Origin of the sequence: Stenotrophomonas maltophilia, from assembly GCF_001676385.1 — a bacterium.
In the GTDB taxonomy this organism is placed as follows: domain Bacteria; phylum Pseudomonadota; class Gammaproteobacteria; order Xanthomonadales; family Xanthomonadaceae; genus Stenotrophomonas; species Stenotrophomonas maltophilia_J.
Map to the genome: position 1 here is coordinate 241,398 of NZ_LYVJ01000002.1, position 22,027 is coordinate 263,424.

The 22,027-nt window shown below is 66.8% G+C and carries 17 protein-coding genes and 1 pseudogene; 8 read left to right on the plus strand and 10 right to left on the minus strand.

The window, feature by feature from the left end; genetic code table 11:
- The first annotated feature begins 114 nt into the window (after window positions 1–114).
- The 5 genes from A9K58_RS03405 to A9K58_RS03425 are packed head-to-tail and all read left to right on the plus strand — an operon-like array spanning window position 115 to window position 6,135.
- Entirely contained in the window at window positions 115–642 is a 528-nt protein-coding gene (locus A9K58_RS03405) for an RNA polymerase sigma factor (protein ID WP_081283964.1), read from the plus strand.
- Window positions 639–1,610, plus strand: a complete 972-nt coding sequence (locus tag A9K58_RS03410; protein ID WP_065197992.1) for a FecR family protein — start codon at window positions 639–641, stop codon at window positions 1,608–1,610. Before A9K58_RS03405 ends, A9K58_RS03410 begins: the two co-directional genes overlap by 4 nt.
- A 14-nt stretch (window positions 1,611–1,624) precedes the next feature.
- Window positions 1,625–4,417 carry a TonB-dependent receptor plug domain-containing protein gene (locus A9K58_RS03415; RefSeq protein ID WP_065197993.1) on the plus strand — a complete coding sequence of 931 codons (2,793 nt, stop codon included), beginning with the start codon at window positions 1,625–1,627 and terminating at the stop codon, window positions 4,415–4,417.
- Between the two features lie 45 nt (window positions 4,418–4,462).
- A complete protein-coding gene (locus A9K58_RS03420; protein WP_065197994.1) occupies window positions 4,463–5,419 on the plus strand; it encodes a hypothetical protein in 957 nt (318 codons plus the stop codon).
- Entirely contained in the window at window positions 5,416–6,135 is a 720-nt protein-coding gene (locus tag A9K58_RS03425) for a hypothetical protein (RefSeq protein WP_065197995.1), read from the plus strand. Before A9K58_RS03420 ends, A9K58_RS03425 begins: the two co-directional genes overlap by 4 nt.
- A gap of 52 nt (window positions 6,136–6,187) precedes the next feature.
- On the opposite strand, the pseudogene A9K58_RS03430 reads toward A9K58_RS03425, so the two are convergent.
- The 7 genes and pseudogenes from A9K58_RS03430 to murJ all read right to left on the minus strand — a co-directional run bounded on the left by A9K58_RS03430 (window position 6,188) and on the right by murJ (window position 15,866).
- A pseudogene (locus A9K58_RS03430) lies at window positions 6,188–6,882 on the minus strand (lysoplasmalogenase).
- A complete protein-coding gene (locus tag A9K58_RS03435; RefSeq protein ID WP_065197996.1) occupies window positions 6,879–8,762 on the minus strand; it encodes a M61 family metallopeptidase in 1,884 nt (627 codons plus the stop codon). The pseudogene A9K58_RS03430 and the gene A9K58_RS03435 overlap by 4 nt, the downstream one beginning before the upstream one ends.
- Before the next feature lie 146 nt (window positions 8,763–8,908).
- The gene (ispH, locus tag A9K58_RS03440) at window positions 8,909–9,859 is read right to left on the minus strand and encodes a 4-hydroxy-3-methylbut-2-enyl diphosphate reductase (protein WP_065197997.1); all 951 of its coding nucleotides are present in this window, start codon (window positions 9,857–9,859) and stop codon (window positions 8,909–8,911) included.
- Window positions 9,860–9,886: 27 nt separating this feature from the next.
- Entirely contained in the window at window positions 9,887–10,411 is a 525-nt protein-coding gene (gene lspA, locus A9K58_RS03445; protein WP_065197998.1) for a signal peptidase II, read from the minus strand.
- Complete coding sequence (gene ileS / locus A9K58_RS03450) at window positions 10,411–13,242, minus strand: isoleucine--tRNA ligase (RefSeq protein WP_065197999.1); 2,832 nt, start codon at window positions 13,240–13,242, stop codon at window positions 10,411–10,413. The genes lspA and ileS overlap by 1 nt, the downstream gene beginning before the upstream one ends.
- Window positions 13,239–14,186, minus strand: coding sequence for a bifunctional riboflavin kinase/FAD synthetase (locus A9K58_RS03455; RefSeq protein WP_065198000.1), 948 nt, complete (start codon window positions 14,184–14,186; stop codon window positions 13,239–13,241). The genes ileS and A9K58_RS03455 overlap by 4 nt, the downstream gene beginning before the upstream one ends.
- 75 nt (window positions 14,187–14,261) lie before the next feature.
- Window positions 14,262–15,866: a murein biosynthesis integral membrane protein MurJ gene (gene murJ / locus A9K58_RS03460; RefSeq protein ID WP_065198001.1), complete on the minus strand. Its 1,605-nt coding sequence runs from the start codon at window positions 15,864–15,866 to the stop codon at window positions 14,262–14,264.
- Window positions 15,867–15,983: 117 nt separating this feature from the next.
- Here murJ and rpsT point away from each other — a divergent pair, with 117 nt between their 5' ends.
- Window positions 15,984–16,253 (plus strand): 30S ribosomal protein S20, encoded by a 270-nt coding sequence (gene rpsT / locus A9K58_RS03465; protein ID WP_005408560.1) that lies wholly within the window; start codon window positions 15,984–15,986, stop codon window positions 16,251–16,253.
- 204 nt (window positions 16,254–16,457) lie between these two features.
- On the opposite strand, the gene cgtA is transcribed toward rpsT, so the two are convergent.
- The 3 genes from cgtA to rplU form a co-directional block, all read right to left on the minus strand.
- Window positions 16,458–17,510 (minus strand): Obg family GTPase CgtA, encoded by a 1,053-nt coding sequence (gene cgtA, locus A9K58_RS03470; protein WP_065198002.1) that lies wholly within the window; start codon window positions 17,508–17,510, stop codon window positions 16,458–16,460.
- Between the two features lie 178 nt (window positions 17,511–17,688).
- Entirely contained in the window at window positions 17,689–17,952 is a 264-nt protein-coding gene (gene rpmA, locus A9K58_RS03475; RefSeq protein WP_065198003.1) for a 50S ribosomal protein L27, read from the minus strand.
- Window positions 17,953–17,970: 18 nt separating this feature from the next.
- Window positions 17,971–18,279, minus strand: a complete 309-nt coding sequence (gene rplU / locus A9K58_RS03480; RefSeq protein WP_005408557.1) for a 50S ribosomal protein L21 — start codon at window positions 18,277–18,279, stop codon at window positions 17,971–17,973.
- Window positions 18,280–18,596: 317 nt separating this feature from the next.
- On the opposite strand from rplU, the gene uvrA reads away from it, so the two are divergent.
- Both uvrA and A9K58_RS03490 read left to right on the plus strand, forming a co-directional pair.
- Window positions 18,597–21,590 (plus strand): excinuclease ABC subunit UvrA, encoded by a 2,994-nt coding sequence (gene uvrA, locus A9K58_RS03485; RefSeq protein ID WP_065198004.1) that lies wholly within the window; start codon window positions 18,597–18,599, stop codon window positions 21,588–21,590.
- The gene (locus tag A9K58_RS03490; RefSeq protein WP_065198005.1) at window positions 21,590–21,997 is read left to right on the plus strand and encodes an acyl-CoA thioesterase; all 408 of its coding nucleotides are present in this window, start codon (window positions 21,590–21,592) and stop codon (window positions 21,995–21,997) included. Before uvrA ends, A9K58_RS03490 begins: the two co-directional genes overlap by 1 nt.
- Window positions 21,998–22,027 lie beyond the last annotated feature (30 nt).

Sequence of the window (22,027 nt, forward strand, 5' to 3'; positions counted from 1 at the left end):
CTCTTCCCCATCCGGTCATCGTCGCGTAAAACTCGAAGGCGCACCCGCCACCGACGCCCGAGGCCAGCCCTGTCCGCCCCCTCTCCTCTGATCCATCGCGCGCCGGACCTGTCCGTGCCGGCGGACGCGTTCATTGCGTTCGTACGGGAAGAACGTGCGCCGTTGTGCGCCTTCCTGCGCACGCGCGGTGTTGGGCCGGAGGATGCCGAGGACATCGCGCAGGACTGCATGGAACGGCTGATCCGCTATCGCGCGCACAGTGCCGACGAGCTGCGGTTGCTGCTGTATCGTATCGCCCGCAACCGCCTGGCAGACCGTGGCCGTTCGTCGCAGTCGCGGCCGCATCTGCCCCTGGCCGAACACGATGGTGGCAACGAGCCTTCAAGCACGTCGCCCGATCCATTGCGCCAGGCCGAGTCCGGGCAGATGCTGTCCCTGCTGCGGCAGGCCCTGTTCAAGCTGCCCGAGCGCGCGCGCGAGGTGTACCTGCTCAACCGGATCACCGGCATGAGCTACACGCAGATCGCGCGGCACTGTGGCATTACCGCCAAGACCGTGGAAAAACATATCGCCCGTGCCCTGCAGGGCCTGCGCCAGGAACTCGGATCGGATCCGCTGCACAACGACAGGGACAACGGATGAGTCACGCCAGGCCCAGGGAAGACACCCTGTTGTTTGAACGCGCCAGCGCCTGGGTGGCGCGGCTGGAAGCCCCCGACTGTACGCCGGGCGAGCGCGAGCAGTTCGAGGACTGGCTGGCTGAAGACCCGGCCCATGTCAGCGCCTGGATCCAGGCCGAAACCCTGTTCCAGCAGGGCGAAGGATTGGCCACCGACCCGTGGCTGCGCACCGCCGCGGCGCGCGTGGCGCGGCCGCCGGTACGGCGCCGCTGGCTGCCGGCGCTGGCCGTCGCCGCCGGTGTCTGCCTGGCCATCGGGATCGGCTGGATGGTCGCCGTCGACGGCAACCCCACGCCGCTGCGCTATGCCAATGATTCCCACCAGCCCCGGCAACAGACGCTGGCCGATGGCAGCGTGGCCACACTCGATGCCGGCACCACCCTGCACGTGCGTTTCGGCTGGCGCCACCGCAACCTGGCGCTGGAACGTGGCCGCCTGCAGCTGCAGGTCGCGCCCTCCAGCAAGGCGCTGCAGCTGCGTGCCGGCGACAGCATCATCCGCGACATCGGGACCACCTTCCAGGTGGAACGGCTGCACGACGGCCTGGTCGAAGTCGCACTGCTGGAAGGTGCGGTGGAAGTCAGCAATGGCGGTGCCCAGCACACCCTGTCACCCGGCCAGCAGTTGCAGGTGCTGCCATCGGGCCGCATCCAGCCCGGCCCGGCACTATCGTCCAATGCCGCTGCCGAAGGCTGGTTGCAGGGGCAGCTGGTGTTCGATGCCACGCCGCTGTCGATCGTGGTCGAACGCATGAACCGCTACGGCCGCACGCCGATGGTGATCGCCGATCCCGAGATCGCCAGCCTGGCGGTGAGTGGCACCTTCCGTGCCGGCGACGCACAGGAACTGCTGTCGGCACTGGAACTGGGCTGGTCGGTGGCTGGCCAGACGCGACCGGATGGCGCGCTGGAACTGCGCCGCACGTACTGACGAGGCCTGCGGCGATGGCAGTACCGGGCGCGCTGCAGGCGGGGCTGCTCAGCACCCTGTTCTGCTGCGTGCTGAGCATCGCCGCACTGCCGTCCGCAGTTGCAGCCGAACAGGCCGGCACCCTCACTTTCCATGTGGGTGCAGGCCCACTGGCTCCGGCCCTGCAGCAGTGGGCGCGACAGAGTGGCATTGCCCTGGTGTTCGACGCGCGCGAACTGGATGGCCTTCGCACCTCCGGCACCCGGGGCCACAGCGACGCGGCCGCAGCCCTGAAGGAACTGGTCGCCGGCATGCCGGTGAACATCCTGCGCACCCCCTCCGGCGGATTCGTCGTCCGCCGCACCCGCCCCCTGCCGCCATCGCCGCCGGTCGCGGCGCGTACCCTGCCCGCAGCGCCGTCGCCCCCCAGGGCGGCCGAGACGCCTCCGCAGGTGGAACTGGCGCCGATCCACGTTACCGGCAGCCGGCTGCCGCGCAGCTCCGTGCAGACGACGCTGCCGGTGACCATCATCGACCGCGATGACATCCTGCGCAGCGGCTACGGCAGCCTGTTCGACCTGCTGCGGCACTTGCCGGGCATGAACGGCCATCCGGCGATGAGTACCTCTCGCAGTGGCGATTCGCAGTATCTGCCGGTGGGTGCGGCGACCACCACCAGCCTGGACGGCATGGGCCCGCGCGCGACCTTGTTCCTGGTCAATGGCCGGCGCCTGCCACGCTATCCCATGGTGTCGCTGGAACAGGGTGGGCTCACCGACCTGGGCGGGATCCCGCTCAGCTTCGTCGACCGCATCGAACTGGTGCGCGGCGGCGCCTCGGCCATCTATGGTGCCGACGCGATGTCCGGCGTGGTCAACATCATCCTGCGTGACCAGGCTGACGGCCCTGAAGCCATGCTGCAGACCGGCCTGAGCGGGCGCGGCGACGCCGGCCAGTATCGCCTGCAGGCGGCCGCCGGCGGCCTGCGCGATGGTGGAGACCGCTGGTTCGCCGGCATCGACCTGCACCGTATCGACCACGTGGCCGGTGATCGCCGCGAATGGCACGCGGAGACCTCGCAGTACCTGATCGGTGCCTTCCGCGATGGACGCTACTGGCCGGCAAAGCGCTGCGAAGGGCCATTGCAACGGCGCGACGGTGCCTGCTGGTTCGACAGCGCGCGCCCGCGCTCGCTGCAACCGGCCTCGGACACCGGCGCGGCGTACCTGCGCTATCGGCATGAGCGCGGCGAAGGTCGCTATGCCTACGCCGAGGCGCGGGCCAGCCACAACCGGCAACGCTTCGACCTCGGCCCGACCGCCGTTGCCATCGGCCTTTATGGATTCACGTTCAACACCGTGCTGCGCGAAGCCGGCAACGTGCGTCCGCATGTGCGTGCCACCGATGCCGACGTCACCTTCGGCATCGGCCGCGACCAGGGACGGCGCAGCTGGGAGGCCGGGATCAGCGCACAGCGCAGCGATGTCACCCTCACCACGTCGGGCACGGTGCGTGCCGAACCCCTGCTGCGCGCGGCGGAGACGCTGGATTTCCTGCCTGGCTTCACCTCGCTGCCCGCAGACGCGGCCGGGCAGCTGTTCCCGTCGATCCGCAACCGCGGGCGTACCGAGCAGTGGCAGGGCTGGTGGGGCATGCAACGCGAGTTGATGCCGTTGGCCGGCGGTGCCGCGCAGCTGGCCACCGGCGTCGACCTGCGCCAGGAACGCTGGACGTCGCATCCCGACGCACTGCTGAGCCAAGGTGACCTGGCGCTGGGCCTGCCACAGGAACAGCGCCACCTGTCGCGCCGAAGTGGCGGGGCCTACGCCGAACTCGGCCTGCCACTGGCGCACACGCTGCGCATGGACCTGGCAGCACGCTGGGATCACGATGGCGATTACCAGGCCTTCTCGCCCCGGATTGGCGTGCGGTGGAGTCCTGCGCCGCAATGGTCATTCCTGCTTGCCAGTGGGCGTGGCTACCGTGCACCCAGCCTGTTCGAGCAGCGGCGGCCACCGGGCTATTTCGGGGCGATCGAGCTGCCCACTTCCAGTGCGCTGCCCGAGTGCGCGCAGAGCACCGGCGATGGACGCTGCAGCGTCACCGTGGACGTGGTGGAGAACGGAGCATTGAAGGCCGAGCGATCGAGCAGCCATTCACTGGCCGCGACCTGGACGCCGACCGATGCGTTCTCGCTGTCACTGACCCACAATGTCGTCGAACTGCGCAACGAGATCCTGGCCCTGCAACCGGCTGACGCGGTGTGGAACCGCAGCACCTGGGAGCTGGACGAGGACGGCCGCCTGTACAACCTGCGCCTGTCCTTCGACAACATCGGCCGCACCACGTCGCGCAACTGGGTGTTGCGTGGTGAGTACCGCGTCGACGCCGGCAGCAGCGGCCAGTGGCTGTTCTCGCTTGATGCACTGAAGCAGCAGGAACTGCGCCGCGAGCGTGGACATGATGCATCGGTGGACCTGCGCGGCCATGCCACCCCGGCGATGGCCGCCGTGCTCAACGTACAGTGGCAGAACAGCAACTGGGACATCGCCCTGCGCGGCAACCAGGTGGGACACACACGCGCCTGGCTGCCCGGCGCGGAATGCCCGGAGGACCAGCGTGAGCAGAACCATTGCATGAATCCCCGCCAGCTGCGTTGGAACCTGCATCTCGCACGGCGGCTGGGGCCGCGCGTGGTCGCCGCGCTGGACGTGCACAACGTGCTCGACACGCAGCCGGTGAACTATCTGGTCGGCAACGGTGGCCAGATGCCAGGGCTGGACGATCCGCTCGGCCGCTACTTCCTGCTGACCCTGCAGGTCCGCTGAGCGTAGTACCCTACGCCCCCTGTTCCATCGGTCCCCCACCACCCCATGAAGGCCTATCTCTGGTTCTGGGGCGCGTTCCTGCTGTTCTTCGCGTTGCCCTTCCCCTGCATCCTCTACTTCGGCACGTCGTGGCCGGTGCAACTGGCCGACCGCAGCGCGCCATGGCTGGCACTGCTGCTGCTCGCGCTGTCGTTGATCCTGTGGCTGGCGCTGCTGCTCGCCTTCCTGCACTACCTGCTGCTGGGCCCGGTGCGCGCCCTGCACCGGGTACGTTCGATCCTCACCGAGGGTGAACCGCGCAACGCACTGATCACGCAGGCCGAGCAGACCGGCGTGCATGTCCGCGGTTTCGCGCAATGGAAGCTGCAGCTGTCCTTCCGGAACCTGTCCGGCACGCCGATCAACGAGCAGTTGCTGGTGATCGACAGCAAGCCACAGCTGCAGCGCTTCGGCACCGGCCGCCACATCGATGCCCGCCTCAGCCGCGCACCTGGCGCCTACCCCAACGTGGTGCTCGACGGCGCCCAACCCGAGCTGGATATCGCCAGCCTGTGGCGACGGGGCATCGGCGGCGTCATTGCCACCATCTTGGTTGCCAGCGCGTACGTGTTCGCCTACCGGCTGCAGAGCGAGGGCCTGGGCTGGACCTTCCTGTCCTTCTCCCACCCTCTGCTGGTATGCCCGCTGGTCCTGTGCGGCTACGCGCTGGGCCTGCGCCTGCTCGGCCGCGTGTTGCAGGCCGATGCCCGCGGCGAAGCGCTGAAGTACCGCGGCATCGGCGTGGAGGCCAAGGTGCTGAAGGTGCGCCAGACCGGCACCTATCTCAATGAACAACCCCAGGTGGAGTTCCAGCTGGAGTACATCGACCGCGAGGGGGGCGTGCAGCAGGCCAGCGTGCGTCGCTTCATCCCGATGATCGATCTGGCCAGCATTCCGCGCGAACAGGTGACACTGCTGTATGACCCGGATGATCGTGGCAACGTACGCCTGGAGGGGATATGAAGCGGCCGCCGTCCACCCGTGGAGTGTTCACGTTGGTACTGCTGGTGCTGGCCGGTGCAGCTTTGTCCGGCGGTGCGCTGCGGACCATCGGCGAAACCCTGGGCCATTCGGTGGAGCCCGACCGGCAGCCGCCCTTCGTTTCGCAGCAGGCTCCGCGCGACCAGCCGGTGTCCCATCCGGTGGGTTCCACCACAGAGGCCGAGCCGCAGCCGGCCGAGATTCCCGAACGCCGCAACCACCTGTTCGATGCCGCCTATCTGCTGGCCGCCCGCCAGGCACTGGAGCAGTTGCCGGCGCTGGCCGGGCATCGGTTGACGGTGTTCCACAGCATCCACTTCTACGACGATGGCCGCATCAACCTGGACCTGGTCGATCCGCGGCAGCCAACCCACGTCGACAGCTACCACTTCGAGCACGGCCAGTGGCGCAAGGGTGATCCGGTCAATCCGCAGCGCTTCGCCCCCAGCATCACATTGCGCCGCAGCAGCACGGCGCTGGCCAACATCGATTTCGAGGCGGTGCCACGCGTTGCCCAGGCGCTGCAGGCACAGCGCAACGCATTGATGGGCACACCGGGTGAAGTCGGCCACGTCTATGTGATCGTGCGCAAGGGTGGCACCCTGGTGTGGCTGCCGGACGAAGTCGCCGGCGATCGCCAGTCCGTCCGACTCTCTTTCGACGCACAGGGCCGTTCCGGCGAGGCGAGCCTCCAATAGTCGGCGCAAAAAGGGGACGGAGGGAATTAAGTCGTTTATGCCGTGGTGCCGTCTACGACTTAATCCCCTCCGTCCCCATTTTGCTATGCACCGAGCGGGCGATGGCGTACTGCGCGCCGTAGTAGGTGGACAACACCAGCAGGCTGGCCAGCGGCAGGCCTCCGGCGAAGCGGTCCCAGGCCAGCAGCGAATCGCTGGCGACGAACAGCACTGCACCTGCGGCAGCCCAGCGGGCGCCGCTGGCTTCCACGGCATCGGCTTCGGGCTGCGCCAGTGACGTGCCAGGGCCAGCACCGCCATCGATGCCAGCACCACCACGTATGCCAGCACCGGCACGCGCATCGGCGCCGGCAGATGTGGCCACAGCCCCATCACGTTGAGCACGGCGAATGCGCCCGGCAGCGCGGCGGCAGCGAGCAGCCCACGGCCCGCGTGCAGGCCGTCGCGGAAGGCCACGATGTAGCAGACATGGGCCAGCAGGAAGGCAACCAGCCCCGGCAGGAACGCATCCACCGGCAGCATCAGCGCGATATCGCCCACGCACGACAGCAGCATGCCGGCCAGTATCGCGCGCCGGTAGAACGGCTGCGCGGGATCACGCACCCGCCAGGCGATGGCCGCGATCAGCAGCGTGGTCGCGGGCTTGGCCAGCCAATGCAACCAGCGCCCGTCGCCGTGCAGGAACGCACCGATGATGGCGAGGATCGCCATCAACAGGATCACGCCATCAAGCACGCGCGGTTTCATCGCGCTTTCCACAGCTCCGCAAGGCGATCAGGCTTGCCGGCGATACGCTCCAGCACCGGGTACTGCAGGCCACCGTGGTAGTCGATGTTCATGGTTTCGATGCGGTCGAACTGCTTCACCAGCAGCACGATCGGCGCCTTGTCCTTCGCCGCCACAGCCACCGCATCCTTCAAGCGCTGGCTGCTGTACTCGCGGCCACCGACGGCAATGACCTTCATGCCTGGCGCCAAGCCGGCATTGAACGCCGGGCTGTCCCAGATCACGTCGCCGACCACGCCGCTGTCGAGCACGGTCGCGCCCAGCGAGTACGCCAGCAACGCCGCCTTGGCGCGCTTTTCCTGCGCCTTGTAGGCGTCGTTCGGCGTATCGCGGTAGACCAGCTTCCAGCCCGCCAGTTCCAGGCCGCCGGTCAACGAGCCGTGGCCGTCCAGGCGCTCGCGCAGGAACGTCGCCCAGTCGTACGGCGCGATACCGTTCAACGTCGCCACCACGTCATCGAAGGTATAGGGATTGACGTCCCAGTCACCGTTGCCGGTGCCGAAGAACGCACGCGCGAAGTCATCCAGGCTGCGCCGGTTGCCGCTCAGTTCGCGCAGCTTGCCTTCCACTTCCAGCCACAGCATCTGGCCGCCGGAGTAGTAGTCTTCGCTCATCTGGTAGTTGCGGTACGGCAACGTGCGGCGCTGGGCGATGGTCGGGTCGTTGGTGGTGTCCTGCAACGGCCGCCAGGCCAGCCCCGGGCGGCCGCGATCGTAGGTGGCAGCCACATTAGCCAGCATGTCGCGCGCCTGATCGGCCGACCACAATCCTGAGCGCGTGGCGAGCACCTGGCCCCAGAACTGGGTCTGGCCTTCGTACACCCACAGCAGGCTGTCGCCCATCGGCACGTTGAAGTTGGCCGTGGCCAGGTCAGCGCCACGACGGTACTTGCCGTTCCAGGAGTGGGTGTACTCGTGCGGCAGCAGGTCGCGCATCCAGGCGTTGTCGTCCCACTCGGTGAAGTAATCCGGGTCGGCGCTGTTCTCGCTGGAACGGTGATGCTCCAGGCCGATGCCACCAAGACGATCGGTCAAGGCCAGCAGGAATTCATAGTGGTTGTAGTGACGCGCGCCGTAAAGCTTGTCGGCCTGCTTCACCAGCGCGCGATGTGCCTTGATCTGCGCCTCGGTGGGCTTCAGCGACTTGGCATCGTCGGCGAAGACGTTCAGGTGGACCGGCACCTTCGCCCCCGGATCGAGGTCGATGCGCTGGTAATGTTCGCCGGCAAACAGCGGTGAATCGACCAGGTGGTCGTAGGAGATCGGCTTGAACACCACCGTGTCGCCCTCGCGGCGATCGGTCTCCAGTGCGGTCGCGAACGCCCAGCCCTTGGGCAGGGTCACGCGGGCCTGCGCCTGCAGCTGGCGCGCATCGAAGCCGGCCGGGTACAGCGAATTGGCATTCCATTGCAGGTTGAGCATCTCGGGGGTCATCACCACCCGACCCTGGCTGCCACCCTGCGAAGACAGGAAATCGAAGTGGGCGACGATCTCGCTGACGCCCTCGGGCACGTCCACCTTGAACGCATAGACGTTGTACTGGTCGCGCTGCCAGGCCAGCGGCTTGCCGTTGGCGGTGACACGCAGGCCGGCCAGTTTGTCGATCGGGCCAGTGGGTGAATGGTTGCCTGGAATCCACTGCGGGTACAGCAGGGTCATCGGACCGGGTTTGACCGGTACGGTGGCGGTCACCTTGAAGATGCGGCGAGCGAGATCGCGCGCATCCACATCGATGCGCAGCAGGCCGGGCGCCGTGGCGTTGGCCGGCGGCGAAATCTGTGCGAGCGCGGGCGTGGTTGCCAGCGCGAACAGCAACGACATCGCCAAGGCACGGGTCTTCATCGGGCAGGTTCCAACAGCGGAGAATATTCCGATGCTAGGCCTGTGGCGTGCCGGGCCCCATGGCCAAAGGTCATGGGGCGAGCGCCCATCCGTGCATGCCAGAAAGCGTGCGAACCAAGGTTCGCACCCGCCAGAGTCAGGCCGGGTCAGTCGACCAGGCGCAGGCGCAATTCCTTCGGCAACGCGAACACCATCGATTCCGGTTCGCCATCCAGCTCACCCACGCCGGTGGCACCCAGCTCGGCCAGGCGCGCCAGCACGCCATCGACCAGCACCTGCGGTGCCGAGGCGCCGGCAGTCACGCCGATGTGCTGCTTGCCTTCCACCCAGGCCGGATTGATCTCGTGCGCGCCGTCGATCAGGTATGACTCGACACCTTCACGGCGGGCCAGCTCGCTCAGGCGATTGGAGTTGGAGCTGTTCGGCGAGCCGACCACCAGCACAAGGTCGCAGCGCCTGGCCAGGTCGCGCACGGCATCCTGGCGGTTCTGCGTGGCGTAGCAGATGTCGTCGTTCTTCGGGCCCTGCATCGCCGGGAAGCGCTCGCGCAGCGCATCGATGATGCCGCGCGTGTCGTCGACCGACAGCGTGGTCTGGGTGGTGTAGGCGACGTTGTCCGGCTGGTTGATCTGCAGCGTGGCGACCTGCTCTACATCCTCCACCAGGTAGATCTGGCCGGTCCCGGCTTCGCGGTTCCACTGGCCCATGGTGCCCTCCACCTCCGGATGACCGGCATGGCCGATCAGCACTACGTCACGGCCGGCACGGCAGTGGCGGGCGACTTCGAAGTGGACCTTGGTCACCAGCGGGCAGGTGGCGTCGAACACCTTCAGGCCACGGCGCTCGGCTTCCTGGCGCACGGCTTGCGGCACGCCATGCGCGCTGAAGATCACTGTGTTGTTGTCGGGAACTTCGTCGAGTTCTTCGACGAAGATGGCGCCACGCTGCTTCAGGTCGTCGACCACGAAGCGGTTATGCACCACTTCATGGCGGACATAGATGGGGGCGCCCAGCGTTTCGATCGCGCGCTTGACGATCTCGATCGCACGATCGACACCGGCACAGAAACCACGCGGGTTGGCGAGCAGCACATCCATCAGTTCAATCTCCCGGCAGCGACCGGCTTACGGCTTCGGATTGGCATTATCCGCCTTTTTGGCGGACTTGCCGTCGAACAGGCCAAACAGGGCGATGCCGATGGCACCGACCACGATGGCCGAATCAGCGATGTTGAACGAGGGCCAGGTGTAGCTGCCCACGTACCACTGGATGAAATCGACCACGTGACCGTGCACCTGGCGATCGATCACGTTGCCGATGGCGCCGCCGATGATCAGCGCATACGGCACCGCCGCCTTCCAGTTGCCGCGGGCGGTACCGCGCAGCCACCAGGCCATGAGGCCGCTGATGGCGATCGCCAGCGCGGTGAAGAAATGCTTCTGCCAGCCACCGGCGTCGCTCAGGAAACTGAACGCGGCGCCGGTATTGTAGGTGCGGTACCAGTTCCAGAAGCCGTCGATGACCACCACCGGCTGGAATTCCGGCAGGCTCGACAAGACCCAGGCCTTGGACCACTGGTCCAGGCCGATGATGGCCGCCGACAGCAGCAGCCAGGCCAGGGCGTTCGGATGCGGGCGCGGCGCGGCCATCAGAACCAGCTCCGCACTTCACCGGCGCCGGTGATGTTGCTCACGCAGCGACCGCACAGCTCCGGGTGGTCGGCATTGCTGCCGACATCAGCGCGGTGGTGCCAGCAACGCACGCACTTGGCCTTGGTGGTCGGCTGCGCGCTGACGAACACCTCGTCGGTGGTTGCCGGGCGCACCTGCACGTCGCCGCTGATGAACAGGAAACGCAGTTCATCGGCCAGCGGCTGCCAGCGCGCGGCCTGCTCCTCGCTGGCGGCAATGGTGATTTCTGCTTCCAGCGCGGCACCGATCGCGCCGTTGGCCCGCATCGGCTCGAGCACCTTTGCCACCTGCTCGCGCACGGCCAGCAGCTGGTCAAAGTCGGCGGCGTTGAGCTGGGCATCGGCCGGCAGCGGCGCCAGGCCGTCGTACCAGGTGGTGAATAGCACGTGGCCGGCATGCTCGCCCGGCAGGTAGCCCCACAGCTCGTCGGCGGTGAAGGTCAGGATCGGCGCCACCCAGCGGGTGAACGCTTCGGCGATGTGGTACATCGCACTCTGCGCCGAACGGCGACCGTGCGAATCGGTCGGCATCGTGTACAGGCGGTCCTTGGTCACGTCCAGGTACAAAGAGCCCAGGTCCACGCTGCAGAAGTTCAGCAGCAGTTGCACGATCTCGGCCATGTTGTAGCTGTCATAGGCGGCCTTGATCTTCTCCTGCAGCTCCCACGCACGATGCACGATCCAGCGGTCCAGCGCGACCATCTGGTCGAGCGGACGCAGGTGCCGGGACGGATCGAAGCCGTCCAGGTTGCCGAGCAGGAAGCGCGCGGTATTGCGCAGGCGACGGTAGGCGTCGGCGTTGCGCTTGAGGATTTCCTGCGACAGCGACATTTCGTTGCTGTAGTCGGCCGAGGCGATCCACAGGCGCAGGATATCCGCGCCCAGCTTGTTCATGATGTCCTGCGGCTCGATGCCGTTGCCCAGCGACTTGGACATCTTGCGGCCGTGCTCGTCCACGGTGAAACCATGGGTCAGGCACTGCTTGTACGGGGCGCGCTTGTCGATCGCCACACCGGTCAGCAGCGAGGACTGGAACCAGCCGCGGTGCTGGTCGGAACCTTCCAGGTACAGGTCGGCCGGCTTGCCGAAGCCTCGCGCGGCGAGCACGCCTTCATGGGTCACGCCCGAATCGAACCAGACGTCGAGGATGTCGGTGACCTTCTCGTAGTCGGCCGCTTCCGCGCCCAGCAGTTCGGCGGCATCCAGCGAGTACCACACGTCGATGCCCTCGGCTTCGACGCGGTCGGCAACCTGCTGCATCAACTCCACCGAGCGCGGATGGATCTCGCCGGTCTGGCGGTGGGTGAACAGTGCGATCGGCACGCCCCAGGTGCGCTGGCGCGAGATGGTCCAGTCCGGGCGACCGTCAACCATGCTCTGGATGCGCGCCTTGCCCCAGGCCGGGAACCAGCCGACGGTGTCGATCGCGGCCAGCGCATCGTTGCGCAGGTTGGCCTTGTCCATCGAGATGAACCACTGCGGGGTGGCGCGGAACACCACCGGCGTCTTGTGTCGCCAGCAGTGCGGGTAGCTGTGGCGGATCGGGTGGAACGCCAGCAGGGCGCCGTTGTCGCGCAGCACGCCGACGATGGCTTCCTGTGCCTTCCACAGGTGCTGGCCGGCCAGCACCACGTCACCGGCTGGCGGGGTCGATTCCAGGTACACGCCACGGCCGTCGATCGGGGTCACCTGGCCGGCGTTGTACTTGTCCAGCAGGCCGTACTTCTGGCTGACCACGAAGTCTTCCTGGCCATGGCCGGGGGCGGTGTGCACGGCACCGGTACCGTCCTCGTCGGAGACGTGGTCGCCATTGAGCAGCGGGATGTCGCGCTCTGGATAGAACGGGTGCGCCAGCAGCTGGTTCTCCAGCGCCGCACCGGTGGTTTCACCGTGCAGCACCACGCTCTCGACGCCGTAGCGCTGCAGCGCGCGCTCGGCCAGCGCGGCGGCCAGCACCAGCCAACGGCGCTTGCCGTTGTGCGCCGGGCCTTCGGCCAGCACGTACTGGATCTCCGCACCCAGCGACACCGCCAGCGAGGCCGGCAGCGTCCACGGGGTGGTGGTCCAGATCGGCACGGCCACTTCGACGTCGGCCGGCACGCTCACGCCGAACGCCTGGCCGATGGCCTGCGCATCACGCGCGGCGTAGGCCACGTCGATCGCCGGCGATTCCTTCTCCTGGTATTCGATCTCGGCCTCGGCCAGCGCCGATCCACAGTCGAAGCACCAGTACACCGGCTTGGCGCCACGCACCAGGTGGCCATTGGCCACGACCTTGGCCAGCGCGCGGATCTCGTTGGCCTCGAAGTCGAAGCTCAGCGTCTTGTACGGGTTGTCCCAGTCACCGGTCACGCCCAAGCGCTTGAAGTCCACGCGCTGGATGTCGATCTGCTCCTCGGCGAACTCGCGGCACTTCTGCCTGAACGCCACGGCGTCAAGCTTGGTACCGACCTTGCCCCATTTCTTCTCGACCGCGATCTCGATCGGCAGGCCGTGGCAGTCCCAGCCCGGCACGTAGGGCGCATCAAAGCCGGCCAGGTAGCGCGACTTGACGATGATGTCCTTCAGGATCTTGTTGACTGCGTGGCCCAGGTGGATGCGGCCGTTGGCGTACGGCGGGCCGTCGTGCAGCACGAACAGCGGGCGGCCGGCAGCGTTGTCGCGCAGCTGCTGGTAGAGCCCCTGCTCTTCCCACCGCGCCAGAATGCCCGGCTCGCGCTTGGGCAGGTCGCCGCGCATCGGGAATTCGGTGGCTGGCAGGTTCAGGGTGGTCTTGTAGTCCTGGCTCACGCAGTGGCTCGCAATCTATGTTCGGAAAGGAGGGCGCGCGCCTGCTCGGCGTCGCGGTGCATCTGGTCGGTCAGGGCCGCCAGATCATTGAATTTCTCTTCGTCGCGCAGCTTGGCGACGAATTCGACTTCGATGTGTCGACCGTACAGGTCGCCCTGGAAATCGAACAGGTGGGCTTCCAGCAGCGGCTCCACGCCCTCCACCGTCGGCCGCGTGCCGAAGCTGGACACTGATGGCCACGGCTGGTCGAACACACCGTGCACCCAGGTCGCGTAGATGCCCGACAGCGCCGGGGTCTTCGGGAATCGCAGGTTGGCGGTGGGGAAGCCCAGCGTACGGCCCAGCTGGCGCCCACGCACCACCCGGCCGCTGATCGCGTAGGGCCGGCCCAGCAGGTCGCCGGCACGGGCGAAATCACCCGCCTGCAGCAGCTGGCGGATGCGGGTGCTGGAAATGCGCTCGCCATGCAGGTCGACCGCCTCGATCTCGCCCGCACTGAAGCCCAGCTCGCCACCCAGCGTCTGCAGCAGGGCCAGATCACCGCGGCGACGGTTGCCGAAGCAGAACTCCGGCCCGATCCACACTTCGCGGGCAGCAAGCCGGTGCACCAGCAGCTGGCGCACGAAGGTCTCGGCTGGCATCGCCGCCATTGCCGCGTCGAAGCGCAGCAGGCCGATCGCATCGACACCGAGTTCGCGCAGGCTCTCGACCTTGCTGCGTGCCAGGGTCAGCCGCGGCGGCGGCGTGCCCTGGGCAAAGAATTCACGCGGCAACGGTTCGAATGCCACGGCCACTGCGGCCACGCCCAGCGCACGGGCGCGGGCAACCGCGTGGCGTACCAGCGCACGGTGGCCCAGGTGGAGGCCGTCGAATGCGCCGATACAGACCACGCTTCCGTTGGGGAACAGCTCCCCGCCTTCGACGCTTCTGAACAGCCTGCTCATCAACTCTCGTTCCGGCCCGGTCGGGGCCGTCGCTGCAATGGTGTAACCCTGAAGTATAGCCGCCGCAGGCGCCGATCAATGCCCGCGCAGGTCCCGCGGGCGGAAGCCCATGGCCAGCATCGCCAGCAGATAGGTCAGGCCACCGCTCCCCACCAGCAGGATCAGGCCGCCGATCCGGTGCCATTTGTCCATCCCAGTGAAGGCAGGCATCCAGTACAGCAGGGCCAGCAGCACGCCGACCATGCACGCGCAGGCCACCAGCAGCCGCACCAGGTAGCTGCCCCAGCCTGGCAGGCGCTGGTAGACATTGGTCCTGCCCAGCCAGTACCACAACAGGCCGAGGTTCAGGTAACTGGACAACGCGCTGGCGATGCCCAGCGCCAGATGCAGGCCGGGCTGCTTGCCGATGGCCGTCATCATCCCCTGCGCCTTCAGTTCGGCCGGCACCAACACCTGGTACAGCACGGCCAGCAGGACGAAGTTGAACACCATGTTGGCCACCAGCGCGGTCACGCCGGCACGCACCGGGGTCTTGGTGTCCTGGCGGGCATAGAACGCCGGCAGCACCACCTTCAGCAGGGCGAACGCCGGCAGGCCGAAGCTCAGGCCATACACCGACAGCGCGGTCATGCGGGTGTCGAAGGCGGTGAACTGCCGGTACTGGAACAGCGTGGCGATCAATGGTTCAGCCAGCAGCACCAGGCCCAGCATGGCCGGCACCGAGATCAGCAGGGTCATGCGCAGGCCCCAGTCGAGCGAGCGCGAGAAACCCTCGCGGTCGGTGCTGACGTGGTGGCGGGCCAATGCCGGCAGGATCACCGTGCCCAGGGCCACGCCGAACACGCCCAGCGGCAGTTCCAGGAAGCGGTCGGCCAAGGACAGCCACGACTGCGAGCCATCCGTCAGCTTGGCGGCGATCAGGGTGTCCAGCAGCAGGTTGATCTGCGCCACCGAGGAACCGAACAGGGTCGGCACCATCAGGGTCAGCACCTTGCGCACACCCGGGTGGTTCCAGCCCCAGCGCGGCAGGGTCAGCAGATTGATGCCCTTGAGCGAGGGCAGCTGGAACAGCAGTTGCAGGATGCCGGCGGCCAGCACTGCCCAGCCCAGCGCCAGGATCTGCTTTTCCGGGGTACCGCCAAGCTGCGGCGCCAACCACAGCGCGCCGGCGATCATGCACAGGTTGAGGATGACCGGGGTCAGCGCCGGCATCGCAAAGCGCTGGAAGCTGTTCAACGCCCCGCCGGCGAGGGCGGTGAGCGAGACGAACAGCAGGAACGGGAAGGTCAGGCGGAACAGATCGACCAGCAGGGTCTGCTTGATCGGATCGGTATCAGCACCGCTTGAGAACGCCACCGCCAGCTGGGGCGCAAAGATCAACGCCAGCGCGGTGACCACCAGCAGCGCTCCACCCAGCGTACCCGCGACGCGCGACATCAGTTCGCGCAGCTCGGCGTGGCTGCGGGTCTCCTTCACCTCGGTGAACACCGGCACGAAGGCGGTGGCGAAGGAGCCCTCGGCGAACAGGCGGCGCAGGAAATTGGGTACCCTGAACGCCACCCAGAACGCGTCGGTAACGGCATTGGTGCCGAACGTGGTGGTGATCACCTGGTCCCGGACAAGTCCGAGAACCCGCGAGACCATGGTCATGCTGCTGAACGACAGCAGGCCCCGCAACATCTTCGGTGAACTCACTCAACGTCCCTCTTGACAATCGACTTGACGTACATTTCCCGCGCCATCATACTAGCCAGCTTGCTGTTCCCATAACACCGATTTTTTCAGGAAACCACCACCGTGGCCAATATCAAGTCCGCCAAGAAGCGCGCCAAGCAGACCGTCGTGCGCAACGCGCGCAACGTGGCTCAGCGCTCGATGCTGCGCACCGCTGTCAAGAAAGTGATCAAGGCGCTGGACGCCAACGATGCCGCCGGCGCCGAAGCCGCCTTCGCCGTTGCCCAGCCGATCCTGGATCGCTTCAGCGCGCGTGGCCTGATCCACAAGAACAAGGCTGCTCGCCACAAGAGCCGCCTGAACGACCGCATCAAGGCCCTCAAGGCCGCCTGATCCGGCGTTGCCGCCCCGCCCCCCAGGGGCTGGGCAGCAGACAAGGACCCGGCCCCGGCCGGGTTTTTTGTTGCCCGCGATCCGGGATTGCGGCGTCGACCGGGCGATCCCCGGGGTCAGATCCCTTTTCTGCAGGAAAAGGGATCTGGCCCCGGCAACAAAAAACCCGGCCGAAGCCGGGCTTTTCGCGGAACCACAACGGCATTACTGCGCGTTGCGGGCCTCCTCCTCTTCTTCCTTCTGGCGGTCGAAGAAGGCCATGATCCGGCTCATGATCGGGAAGGTACCTTCGCGGCCCAGGGCGGACACCAGGAACCACGGTTCCTTCCAGCCCAGTTCGGCGACGATCTGCTCGGCCGCGGCCTTCGCCTCGTCCTCGAACATCAGGTCGGCCTTGTTCAGCACCAGCCAGCGCGGCTTGGCCAGCAGTTCGGGATCATGCTTCTCCAGCTCGCGCTCGATCGCACGCACCTGCTCCACCGGCGAAATCCCCTCCACGCCCCCTTCCATCGGCGAGATATCCACCAGGTGCAGCAGCAGGCGGGTGCGCTGCAGGTGGCGCAGGAACTGCGCACCGAGGCCGGCGCCGTCGGCCGCCCCTTCAATCAGGCCGGGGATGTCGGCGATCACGAAGCTGCGGTGGTTCTCCACCTTCACCACGCCCAGGTTCGGGTACAGCGTAGTGAAAGGATAGTCGGCCACTTTCGGCGTCGCCGCCGAAACGGCGCGGATCAGGGTGCTCTTGCCGGCATTGGGGAAGCCCAGCAGGCCGACGTCGGCCAGCAGCTTCAACTCCAGCTTCAGCGTCCGCTCCTCGCCGGGTTCGCCCGGCAGCGCCTGGCGCGGCGAGCGGTTGGTCGAACTCTTGAAGTGCATGTTGCCCAGGCCGCCCTTGCCCCCCTTGGCCACCAGCAGGCGATCGCCATGGCGGGTCAGGTCGCCGATCACCTCATCGGTGGCGACATTGATGACCACGGTGCCGACCGGCACGGTGATGGTCAGGTCCTCGCCCGCCTTGCCGTACATCTGCCGGCCCATGCCGTTCTCGCCCCGCTGCGCCTTGAAGATGCGCTCATGACGGAAATCGACCAGGGTGTTCAGGTTCTCGTCGGCGCGGATCCACACGCTGCCGCCGGCACCGCCGTCGCCGCCGTCCGGGCCGCCAAGCGGAATGAACTTCTCGCGACGGAAGCCAACGCAGCCGTTGCCGCCGTTGCCGGCGAACACTTCGATTTCTGCTTCGTCTACCAGTTTCATTGTTTCGATGCCTGCGATGGGCGTGGCCTGCCTGCCACCGCCTTGTAATGTCACGCCGGCCGCTGGCCGGCAACCCGGCGCAGCCGGTCTTGTTTCAACTCTAACGAAAAGCCCCGCCGAAGCGGGGCTCTTCATGCAGCACTCCCATGCCGTTGCACGGGTGCCGGCGACGCCTGGATCAGGCGTCGGCCGAGACGATGCTGACGGTGCGGCGCTTCTTCGGACCCTTGACCGAGAACTCCACCTTGCCGTCCACCAGGGCGAACAGGGTGTGATCACGGCCCAGGCCGACGCCGGTACCCGGGTGGAACTGGGTGCCACGCTGGCGAACGATGATGTTGCCGGCTTCGATGGCCTGGCCGCCGAAGATCTTGACGCCCAGGTACTTCGGGTTGGAGTCGCGACCGTTGCGCGAGGAGCCTACGCCCTTTTTATGTGCCATGACTGCTTCTCCTGATGCTTAGCCGGCGATGCCGGTGATCTCGATTTCGGTGTAGTACTGACGGTGACCCTGGCGCTTCATGTGGTGCTTGCGGCGACGGAACTTGATGATCCGGACCTTGTCAGCACGACCCTGGGACAGGACCTTGGCGGTGACGGCTGCGCCCTTCAGCGCATCGCCCAGCTTCACGCCGTCGCTGTCACCCAGCATCAGGATGTTGTCGAACTTGATCTCGCTGCCGACTTCGACTTCGAGCTTTTCAATGCGGAGCTTTTCGCCCTGCGCCACGCGGTATTGCTTACCGCCGGTGACCAGTACTGCGTACATGACCAGGCCTTCCTCTGTAGTTATTGTGGTCTGAGCTGCCGCCATCGAGGGCGGACAGGAGCGGAATTGTACGCAGATCAATGAGCCCCGGTCAAGTCAACCCCTGAACGCTGCGGGAGACCCCGGCGGAGCGGGGTCAGATCCCTTTTCACCCCGTGAAAAGGGATCTGACCCCTGCCTGACGGCCTGTCTCACAAGGTGAGACAACCGGCTGGCATTGTCGCCCATTGCCCCCATCTGGTCACCTCGGTAGGCTGACCGATTGCCGTTCCCTGCTGGCCCGGCACCCAGCCAACGCCCCCACAACCGGATCCCCCATGGCGATGGATTTCATCCGCATCCGCGGCGCGCGGACGCACAACCTGAAGAACCTCGACCTCGACCTGCCCCGCGACAAGCTGATCGTGATCACCGGCCTGTCCGGCTCGGGCAAGTCCTCGCTGGCGTTCGACACCATCTATGCAGAAGGCCAGCGCCGCTACGTCGAATCGCTGTCGGCCTATGCGCGCCAGTTCCTGAGCGTGATGGAAAAGCCGGACCTGGACCACATCGAGGGCCTGTCCCCGGCGATCTCGATCGAGCAGAAGTCGACCTCGCACAACCCGCGTTCGACGGTCGGCACCATCACCGAGATCTACGACTACCTGCGCCTGCTGTACGCCCGCGTCGGCACCCCGCGCTGCCCGGACCACGGCTACCCGCTGGAGGCACAGACGGTCAGCCAGATGGTCGACCAGGTCCTGGCCCTGGATCCGGAGCAGCGCTACATGCTGCTGGCACCGGTCATCCGCGACCGCAAGGGTGAGCACGCCCAGGTGTTCGACCAGCTGCGCGCGCAGGGCTTCGTGCGCGTGCGCGTGGATGGCGAGCTGCATGAAATCGACGCGGTGCCGCCGCTGGCGCTGCGCCAGAAGCACACCATCGAAGCGGTGATCGACCGCTTCCGCCCGCGCGAAGACATCAAGCAGCGCCTGGCGGAGAGCTTCGAGACCGCACTGAAGCTGGGTGACGGCATGGCCTCGGTGCAGAGCCTGGACAATGCCGATGCCTCGCCGACGCTGTTCTCCTCCAAGTACTCCTGCCCGGTGTGCGACTACTCGCTGCCGGAGCTGGAACCGCGCCTGTTCTCGTTCAACGCACCGATGGGCGCCTGCCCCGGCTGCGATGGCCTGGGCATGGCCGAATTCTTCGATCCCTCGCGCGTGGTGGTGCATCCCGAGCTGTCGCTGGCCGCCGGCGCGGTGCGCGGTTGGGACCGCCGCAACGCCTACTACTTCCAGCTGATCGCCTCGTTGGCCAAGCACTACAGGTTCGACGTCGATGCAGCGTGGAACTCGCTGCCGGCCAAGGTACAGCAGGCGGTGCTGTACGGCAGCGGTGACGAGGCGATCACCTTCACCTACTTCACCGAGGCCGGTGGCCGCACCCAGCGCAAGCACCGTTTCGAGGGCATCATTCCCAACCTCGAGCGCCGCTATAAGGAAACCGAATCGGCGGCCGTGCAGGAAGAGCTGGGCAAGTACATCAGCGAGCATGCCTGCCCTGAGTGCAACGGCGCGCGCCTGAACCGGGCCGCACGCAACGTGTTCGTGGCCGACCGCCCGCTGCCGGAGCTGGTGGTGCTGCCGATCGACGAAGCGCTGAAGTTCTTCAGCGAGCTGAGCCTGCCGGGCTGGCGCGGCGAGATCGCCGCGAAGATCGTCAAGGAAATCGGCGAACGCCTCGGCTTCCTGGTCGATGTCGGCCTGGATTACCTGACCCTGGAGCGCAAGGCCGACACCCTGTCCGGCGGTGAGGCGCAGCGCATCCGCCTGGCCAGCCAGATCGGCGCCGGCCTGGTCGGCGTGATGTACGTGCTCGACGAGCCCTCGATCGGCCTGCACCAGCGCGACAACGAGCGCCTGCTCGGCACGCTGACCCGGCTGCGTGACCTCGGCAACACGGTGATCGTGGTCGAACATGACGAGGATGCGATCCGCCTGGCGGACTACATCCTCGATATCGGCCCGGGCGCCGGCGTGCATGGCGGCGAGATCGTCGGCCAGGGCACGCTGCAGGACATCCTGGAAGCGCCGCGCTCGCTGACCGGCCAGTACCTGTCCGGCAAGCGCGCGATCGAGATTCCTGCTCGCCGGCACAAGCCGAACCCGAAGATGACGCTGCACCTGCGCGGTGCCAGCGGCAACAACCTCAAGGGCGTGGACCTGGCGATTCCGGCGGGCCTGCTGACCTGCGTGACCGGCGTGTCCGGCTCGGGCAAGTCGACCCTGATCAACGACACCCTGTTCTCGCTGGCTGCCAACGAGATCAACGGTGCCTCGCACCAGGTGGCGCCGTACAGGGAGATTGATGGCCTGGATCTGTTCGACAAGGTGGTGGACATCGACCAGTCGCCGATCGGCCGCACCCCGCGATCGAACCCGGCCACCTACACCGGCCTGTTCACGCCGCTGCGCGAGTTGTTCGCACAGGTGCCGGAGGCGCGTGCGCGCGGCTATTCGCCGGGCCGTTTCAGCTTCAACGTGCGCGGCGGCCGCTGCGAGGCCTGCCAGGGCGACGGCCTGATCAAGGTCGAAATGCACTTCCTGCCGGACGTATACGTTCCGTGTGATGTGTGCCACGGCAAGCGCTACAACCGCGAAACGCTGGAGATCCTCTACAAGGGCTTCAACATCAACGACGTGCTGGAAATGACCGTCGAGGATGCGCTGAAGCTGTTCGAGCCGGTGCCATCGATCGCGCGCAAGCTGGAAACCCTGGTCGATGTCGGCCTGAGCTACATCAAGCTGGGCCAGAGCGCGACCACGCTGTCCGGTGGTGAAGCGCAGCGCGTGAAGCTGTCCAAGGAACTGTCGCGCCGCGATACCGGCCGCACCCTGTACATCCTCGACGAACCGACCACCGGCCTGCACTTCCACGACATCGAAGCGCTGCTGGGCGTGCTGCACAAGCTGCGCGACGAAGGCAACACGGTGGTGGTGATCGAGCACAACCTGGACGTGATCAAGACCGCCGACTGGATCGTCGACCTGGGGCCGGAGGGCGGCCACCGAGGCGGCACCATCCTGGTCACCGGTACCCCGGAAGACGTGGCGGCCTGCGCGCAATCGCATACGGGCCAGTTCCTGGCGCGCATGCTGCCGTCCACCCACGCGCGCCCGGAGCAGCCGGCCGCGGTGGCCAACAAACCCGACGCACGCCCGCCGCGCAAGGTGAAGCCGGAAAAGGCCGCCGGGCCGGCGAAGAAGGCCGTGGCCGCCAGGAGCGCGGGCCAGGCCAGCAAGAGCACGACCAAGAAGAAGGACGCCTGATGAGCACTGAACACAAGATCCTGGCCCGCATCCCGATCAGCGTGCGCTGGCGTGACATGGACAGCATGGGCCACGTCAACAACGCCAAGTACATTTCCTACCTGGAGGAAGCGCGCGTGCGCTGGATGCTGGGCGTGGAGGGCGTGTCGATGACCGACCGCATCGCACCGGTGGTGGCCGCGACCAACGTCAATTACCGGCTGCCGATCGTATGGCCCAACGACATCCTGGTCGAGTTGTTCGTCGAGCGCCTGGGCAACAGCAGCGTGACCATCGGCCATCGCATCATCGACCAGCAGGACGAATCAAAGCTGTATTCCGACGGCAACGTGGTGGCGGTCTGGATGGATACCCAGACCGGAAAGAGCGCGCCGCTGCCGGAAGCGATCCGCAACGCCTCCAGCTGAAATGCCCTGGCGGGTGCCGACCTTGGTCGG